The sequence below is a fragment of the Haladaptatus sp. genome (assembly GCF_049589095.1).
Lineage (GTDB): Archaea > Halobacteriota > Halobacteria > Halobacteriales > Haladaptataceae > Haladaptatus.
Map to the genome: position 1 here is coordinate 1 of NZ_JBAWAC010000375.1, position 7,003 is coordinate 7,003.

General features: G+C 63.7%; 6 protein-coding genes. 3 read left to right on the top strand and 3 right to left on the bottom strand.

Annotation, left to right across the window (positions count from 1 at the left end; genetic code table 11):
* Nucleotides 1-363, top strand: a 363-nt coding sequence (locus WBV42_RS11790; protein ID WP_423986208.1) for a thiamine-phosphate synthase family protein, incomplete at its 5' end; no start/stop codon positions are given.
* A complete protein-coding gene (locus WBV42_RS11795; RefSeq protein ID WP_423986209.1) occupies nt 360-1,310 on the top strand; it encodes an LLM class flavin-dependent oxidoreductase in 951 nt (316 codons plus the stop codon). The genes WBV42_RS11790 and WBV42_RS11795, both read left to right, overlap by 4 nt.
* Before the next feature lie 50 nt (nt 1,311-1,360).
* On the opposite strand, the gene WBV42_RS11800 is transcribed toward WBV42_RS11795, so the two are convergent.
* Nucleotides 1,361-1,705, bottom strand: a complete 345-nt coding sequence (locus tag WBV42_RS11800) for a four-helix bundle copper-binding protein (protein ID WP_423986212.1) — start codon at nt 1,703-1,705, stop codon at nt 1,361-1,363.
* A gap of 43 nt (nt 1,706-1,748) precedes the next feature.
* Nucleotides 1,749-2,939 carry a hypothetical protein gene (locus tag WBV42_RS11805; RefSeq protein WP_423986213.1) on the bottom strand — a complete coding sequence of 397 codons (1,191 nt, stop codon included), beginning with the start codon at nt 2,937-2,939 and terminating at the stop codon, nt 1,749-1,751.
* A 201-nt stretch (nt 2,940-3,140) separates the two neighbouring features.
* Here WBV42_RS11805 and mutS point away from each other — a divergent pair, with 201 nt between their 5' ends.
* Nucleotides 3,141-5,795, top strand: a complete 2,655-nt coding sequence (gene mutS, locus WBV42_RS11810; RefSeq protein ID WP_423986210.1) for a DNA mismatch repair protein MutS — start codon at nt 3,141-3,143, stop codon at nt 5,793-5,795.
* A gap of 183 nt (nt 5,796-5,978) precedes the next feature.
* Here the strand turns inward: mutS and WBV42_RS11815 are convergent, their stop codons facing one another.
* Nucleotides 5,979-6,719 carry a hypothetical protein gene (locus WBV42_RS11815; RefSeq protein WP_423986211.1) on the bottom strand — a complete coding sequence of 247 codons (741 nt, stop codon included), beginning with the start codon at nt 6,717-6,719 and terminating at the stop codon, nt 5,979-5,981.
* Between the last annotated feature and the right edge of the window lie 284 nt (nt 6,720-7,003).

Consider the following 7,003-nt stretch of genomic DNA (forward strand, 5'->3'; position numbering starts at 1 on the left):
CTGCTCTCGGCGCGGGAGAACGACCCCAGCCTGCGGTTTGCGGTCAATTGTCGATTCGATGGCGATGTCGAGGCGGCGCTCTCGACCTTGAGCGGCGAAGTCGCGGAGTTCGACCGCGCGGCGGAACCGGCGGACGTGAAGACCGAGGAGGGGAGCACGATGGGCTGGGGTGCCCGGCGGGCGTTCGAGTCGGCGAGCGGAACGCCCATCGCGATAATCGACCGCGGGGAGGTCGGCAAGGAGGCCATCGTGAAACTGCTCGCGGCGGACGCCGAGGAACTCCAGCGACGGACGCTGGCGCTCCTCTCCGCGCTGGAAGCGCGGGGAGCGGACGAGGAAGACGAGGAGGGAGCGTCGCCATGAACGCCGACGTCGGCATCATCCTGCCCCAGTACGGCCACGAGTACGGGACGATTCGGGACGTGGCTCACGACGCCGAGAAGTACGGATTCGACGGCCTGTGGCTCGAAGACCACTTCCAATCGTGGATCGGCGACATCGAGCAGGACACCTACGAACCCTGGACGACGCTCGCGGCGCTCGCGGAGGCGACCGACGAAATTCGACTCGGGACGCTGGTGGACTGTCAGGCCTATCGTCACCCGTCCCTGCTGGCGAAGATGGCGGCGACCGTGGACCGCGTGAGCGACGGCCGCCTCGACCTCGGCCTGGGCGCGGGATGGTACCGGGACGAGTTCGAGCGTTTCGGCTACGAGTTCCGTGAGCCCCCCGCCGCCCGCATCGAGCGACTGCGCGAGACCGTCGAGGTTCTCCACGGCCTCTGGACGAACGAGCGGTTCTCCCACCACGGCGAGCAGTTCGATCTGGAGGAGGCGTTCTGCCGCCCGGAACCGGTGCAGGAGCCGCACCCGCCGATCTGGATCGGCGGTGCTGGGGAGCAGTTCACGCTCCGGTACACGGCCGAACTCGCCGACGGGTGGAACTACGGCACCCTCGACCCCGACGGGTTCGCGGAAAAGTTGGCCGTGCTTCGGGAACACTGTGAGAACGAGGAACAGTATGAGAAAATCACGAAATCCGCCGAACTGTTCGCGTTCGTCGCCGACTCGCGGGAAGACGCCGAGGCGAAGCGCGAACGCTTCGCCGATCGCCATTTGAACAGTGAACCGAGCGAACCGCGGGAGTTCTTCCTCGCGGGCTATCTGGAGACGGCGCTCGTCGGGACGCCGGACGAGGTTCGGACGGAACTGGAGCGCTACGAGGACGTGGGCATCGAGACGTTCATGCTGAGCGTGCCGGACGCGCCAGAAGATGATAGTTTGGAACTGCTCGCGGACGTGATGGACTGAGTCGGCGTTTAGGCCATCACGGGTCGTCGTTAGACCACGACACGTCTGCGTTACGCCATCATGTTCCGACAGCTCTCCGCACAATCCTCCAGCACGTCGGCACAGAGCTGACAGTGGTCGTGATCGTGCCGCGAGCACTCCTCGGCACACTCCTCGCAGGCACCCGCACAGGCTTCCGCGAGTTCGCTATCGAAGTTCGAATCACGGGCCATGAACCGGGCGTGCATGGAGGCAAGATCGGCCACATCACGACAGAGCCGGATGCATTTGGCCATGCCCTCGCCCTTCTCGGCACACTGGTCTGCACACCACTCGCAGGCTTGGGCGGCGGCGAAACAGTCGTCGATACACTCGTCCTTCTCTGCGTCGAGGTGGTCTATCTGGGTGAGCGCCATAGCGGAAAACGACGAGGGAATCGTCGGTGGTCGTTCTGGTTGCTCACGCAATGGGCTTTTTCCCTCCCCGAGCGAACAGCCAGACTCCTGCGAGGAACGTCACGAGCGCAATCGCGCCGATGGCGACGTGCCACCCGGCCACCCAGTACGGAAGCGAAACGACGTGGCGGGCGCTGTCGAGCAGGTAGCCGAAGACAGGGAGTTTCGTCGCCGACGGGCCGATGTCGGCGCTCGAATTCACGGGCGGCCCGGCGGGATATTCGCCGGGGTAACGATCGGCCTCGTACGGAAGCGAGGAGATGCGCGCGCTCCACACCAGTTTTCCGGACCGATTCAGCTCGACGACGCGGTTGTTTCGGCTGTCGGTGATGAGCGTGTGGCCGTTCGACAAACGGTCCGCGTCGCGCGGCCAGTCGAATCCGAGGCCGCCCGCGCCGTGCACCTGCCATCCGACTCCCCACGTTCCGTTTCGGCGGTGGAGTTCGACCACCCGGTCGTTCTCGCTGTCCGCGACGAGGACGGCGTTTTTCGAGAGATACTGGGGGTTATGCTGTTTGTTCAGCAGTCCCCAATCCCCGTTCTCGTTGATCACGTTCACGACACCCTTCCCGCGCTGGAGGACGACGAGTTGGTTCGCGTTCCGCACGCTGACGAGGTACCGTCCCGGCCCGATACGGTCCACGTCGTTGATGTGGAGCCAGTCGGTTCGCGTGGGATCGGATGGCGGGTCGTACCGCTCGCTCGCGTTCCACTGCCACGTGACCGTTCCGTTCGGCGCGAGGGTGAACACCCGTTCTTTGTCCATGTCCGCGATGAGGAGTTCGCCCGACGGGAGCAACTCGGCGTCGTGAACCTCGCTGTTCAGTCCCGAACGGACCGGAAACGTCCACTGGTAGACGACGTGCGGCGATGGGTTCGGATCGATGACCCGCACGCCGGTTCGAGCGCAGGGAGATTCGTAGGGGCCGCAGCGCCGATACCCGTCGTCGATGAACGACGCGAGGACCGTTCCGTTGGGCAGCCACGACACGTCGTGATCGCCGTTCGCGTGGCCGTAGCTCCACAGTTTCTCCCCGTCGGAATCGAGCACGACGACCTTCCCGTCGGTCGAAGTCGATTGGACGCCGACGACGGTCCGGCCGGACAGACCGGACGAAGGAGCGTTCGAAATCGGCGGCGCGACGGCGGCGCTGACGACGAGCGTGAGGACGAACCCGACGACGGCGACCCCCATCAGCGTCGCGCCGAGTCGACGTGCGGAAACGGCGGAGACCACGTGAGGAAGAGACGACGACCCGAAGCGACAAAACCGTACTGGCGTCCTGCAGGCGACGGCGGAAACCGAGTCGGTTTCGCGCGGAATCCACACCGTTTTAGTCGCCGTCCCACCCACGTTCGCACATGATTTCGGTTCTCGCTTCCGGAGGTGTCCGCCGTGAGTGACGGCGGCATCGTCGGGGAGTTCCTCTCGCTCAAAGACGAGACAGACGCGGACGTGCTGACGATGCAAGTCGGCGATTTTTACGAGTTCTTCGCCGACGACGCGGAGTTGGTCGGCGACGTGCTCGACCTGAACATCTCGCGGAAATCGAGCCACGGAAGCAGCTATCCGATGGCTGGCGTGCCGCTGTCGGAACTCACGCCGTACATGAAACAACTGGTCGAACGCGGCTACCGGGTGGCCGTGGCCGACCAGTACGAGACGGACAGTGGTCACGCCCGGAAGATAACGCGGGTCGTGACGCCCGGCACGCTCCTCGAAACGTCCTCGGCGGACGCTCAGTATCTCGCCGGAATCGTCCGCGTGGACGACGGCTACGGGTTGGCGTTCGCGGACATCACGACGGGCAAGTTCCTCGTCACCGCAGTCTCCGGTCCCGACGCGGACTCGAAGGCGCTGACGGAACTGTACCGGTTCGCGCCCGCCGAGGTCCTTCCCAGCCCGGAGATCAGAAACGACGATTCGTTCCTCGAACGGGTTCGCGACCGCACCGACGCGTCCATCTCGGTCCACGACGCGAACGCCTTCGCGCCCGGAAAGGCAACCCACGTCACCCGCGAGCAGTTCGGAAAGGAGACGCTGTCCAGCCTCGGATTGGATTCGGACGACGAAGCGGAGGTCCGGGCGGCGGGCGCGGTGCTCTCGTACGTCGAGGAGACCGGCGCGGGCGTCCTCGGGTCGATGACGCGCCTGCAGTCGTACCACGCGGACGACCACGTCGAACTCGACGCGACGACCCAGCGCAACCTCGAACTCACCGAGACCATGCACGGGGACCGCAAGGGGTCGCTGTTCGAGACGGTGGATCACACGAAGACGAGCGCCGGACGACGGTTGTTGAAGGAGTGGCTCCAGCGTCCCCGCCGGTCGAAGGCGACGCTTCAGGAACGCCAGTCGAGCGTCGGGTCGTTCGCCGAATCGGCGTTGGCCCGCGAGGAGATCCGCGAGACGCTCGCCGACGCCTACGACCTCGAACGGTTGGCGAGCAAGGCGGTGTCGGGGAGCGCCGACGCGCACGACCTCTTGCGGGTGCGCGACAGCCTTTCGGTTCTGCCGACGGTCGCCGACGCAATCGCCAACGCGCCCGGCCTGTCGAGTTCGCCGCTGTCCGAACTCGTCTCGCGTCCCGACCGAGCGCAGGCGGAAGCGCTGCGCGAGGAACTGGCCGAGGCGCTCGCCGAGGACCCGCCGAACACGGTCACACAGGGCGGTTTGCTGTGCCGCGGCTACGACGAGGAACTGGACGGAATCATCGACAAGCACGAGGAGAATTTGGAGTGGTTCGACACGCTGGCGAGCAGGGAGAAGTCCCGAACCGGCATCTCACACCTGCAGGTGGACCGCAACAAGACGGACGGCTACTATCTGCAGGTCGGAAAGTCGGACACCGGCAAGGTTCCGGAGGAGTACGAGGCCGTCAAGACCCTCAAGAACTCCGAACGGTACGTCACCGACGAACTCCGCGAGCGTGAGCGCGAAATTCTTCGGCTCGAAGAGCGGCGCGGCGAACTGGAGTACGACCTGTTCAAGGAACTCAGAAATCGAGTCGCGGAACACGCCGAACTGCTGCAGGACGTCGGGCGGACACTGGCCGAACTTGACGTGCTGGCGAGTCTGGCCGTCCACGCCGCCGAAAACGGCTGGGTGCGTCCGGAACTCGCCGAGTCGGGGCTCGATATCGACCAGGGTCGTCACCCCGTCGTGGAGCGGACGACCGAGTTCGTCCCGAACGACGTGCGGATGGACGACGACCGCGAGTTCCTCATCGTCACCGGGCCGAACATGAGTGGGAAATCGACGTACATGCGGCAGGCCGCACTCATCACCCTGCTCGCACAGGTCGGGAGCTTCGTCCCCGCGCGGTCGGCCCGCATCGGCTTGGTGGATGGCATCTTCACCCGCGTCGGGGCGCTGGACGAGTTGGCACAGGGTCGCTCGACGTTCATGGTCGAGATGCAGGAGTTGAGCAACATCCTCCACTCCGCGAGCGAGGACTCCTTGGTGATTCTGGACGAGGTGGGGCGCGGAACCGCGACCTACGACGGCATCTCCATCGCGTGGGCCGCCACGGAGTACCTGCACAACGAGGTCCGGGCGAAGACGCTGTTCGCGACCCACTACCACGAACTGACGACGCTCGCCGACCATCTGGAGCGCGTCGAGAACGTCCACGTGGCGGCGGACGAGCGAGACGGCGACGTCACTTTCCTCAGGACCGTGCGCGACGGGCCGACGAACCGCTCGTACGGGATTCACGTCGCGGACTTGGCGGGCGTGCCGATGCCGGTCGTCGAGCGCTCGCGCGACGTGCTCGACAAACTCAGACAGGAGAAAGCCATCGAGGCGCGCGGTTCGGGGTCGAACGAGACGGTACAGGCCGTCTTCGACCTCGGAGCGGGGCAGTTCCAGGCGAACGGGTCGGGGGTAAGCGAGTCGGATAGTGAAGAATCGGAGGACGAAGGGGATGCACTCGACCCCGAGACGGAAGCCGTCCTCTCCGAACTCGCCAGGGTCGAAGTCGCCGATATCTCGCCCATCGAATTGATGTCGAAGGTGCAGGAGTGGCAGGGGAAAGTCGGCGAGCGATAGACGTTCGACCGATTTACTCGACGAGAGAACAGCTACTCGCTCCCGTCACGTAGCTCTGTAACTCATTGTCATCGGCGTAGCTCTGTAACTCATCGTCATCGGCGTAGCTCTGTAACTCATCGTCATCGGTTTTCTCACTACTGCGTTCGAAAAAAGTTCAAAATCGATGGTCGTCTTCGGGCGTTACTCGCTGGACGAGTAATCCACCGTCACCCACGCGACGCCGTAGATGTCGTCCCAGTCGGAGTCACGGTCCATCAGGAGGATCATGAGTTTGACCTTGCCATCCGCACCCGCCTTGTCCAGCGCTTCGGGGTGGATTTCGATGGCGAAGTCGCCGTTCTTCTCCTGACTGACGACCGGCGTTCGCTCGATGAGCGTGCCGCTGGTATCGGTGAAGCGCGACCCGTTGTCGAGGTCGCCGTTGGCGTAGACGAGGAAGTATGGCTCGCCCCGCACGGTACCGTGCTCGGCGGGGTCCACACGCTTCATCGAGGTGTTGGCGGAGAATGCCACGTCGAAGTTGGAGTAACCGCCGTCACTCGCCTCCTCCTTGTGGATGACCTCGACGTTCGAGATTCGACTCCCGTCGTTCTCGTCCATCTTGTTCTGGAGCGGCGTGTTCGGGGGCTTCGGCTCCGTCCACGAGTCAGCGGACGTCGTCGTGGTCGTGGTGGCCGTGGTGGTTGTAGTAGTCGCTGCCGCAGTCGTCGTGGTTCCTGTCGCCTCGCTCGTCGTTGTCGACGTGGATTCCGATCCACCGCCGTCCGCGCTGCTCGTGGTGGTGGTCGAGTCGGCCGCCTTCGTGGAGGTTTGGCTGACCGACGTCTTGCTAGTCGTACTCGCCGAGTTGCCGCCGAGGGACGAACACCCGGCGACCATCAGCACGAGAACCAATAGAAGTGTGATGCTCGTTCGCTTCATGTATTTAGACATCCTCGTCTCGGAAATTCACGCATTGCCGCATAACTTTGCAACACCGTTTCGTTAGTTCTACGGATTTAAGAATGGAATACATGTAGATGAAACATGAAGGGGCTTCGATTTGATGATTGGAACGCGTACGCCCCTCAGTTCACTGATATCGAGATGTTATGTATGTATTAAGGAGAGGAATACGGGACGATGGGATCTGATATATAGGCGTATTATATCTTTTCGGAGGTCATGTTAGTATTTGTGTGACAGGGATGGGAACGGTGGAGGGA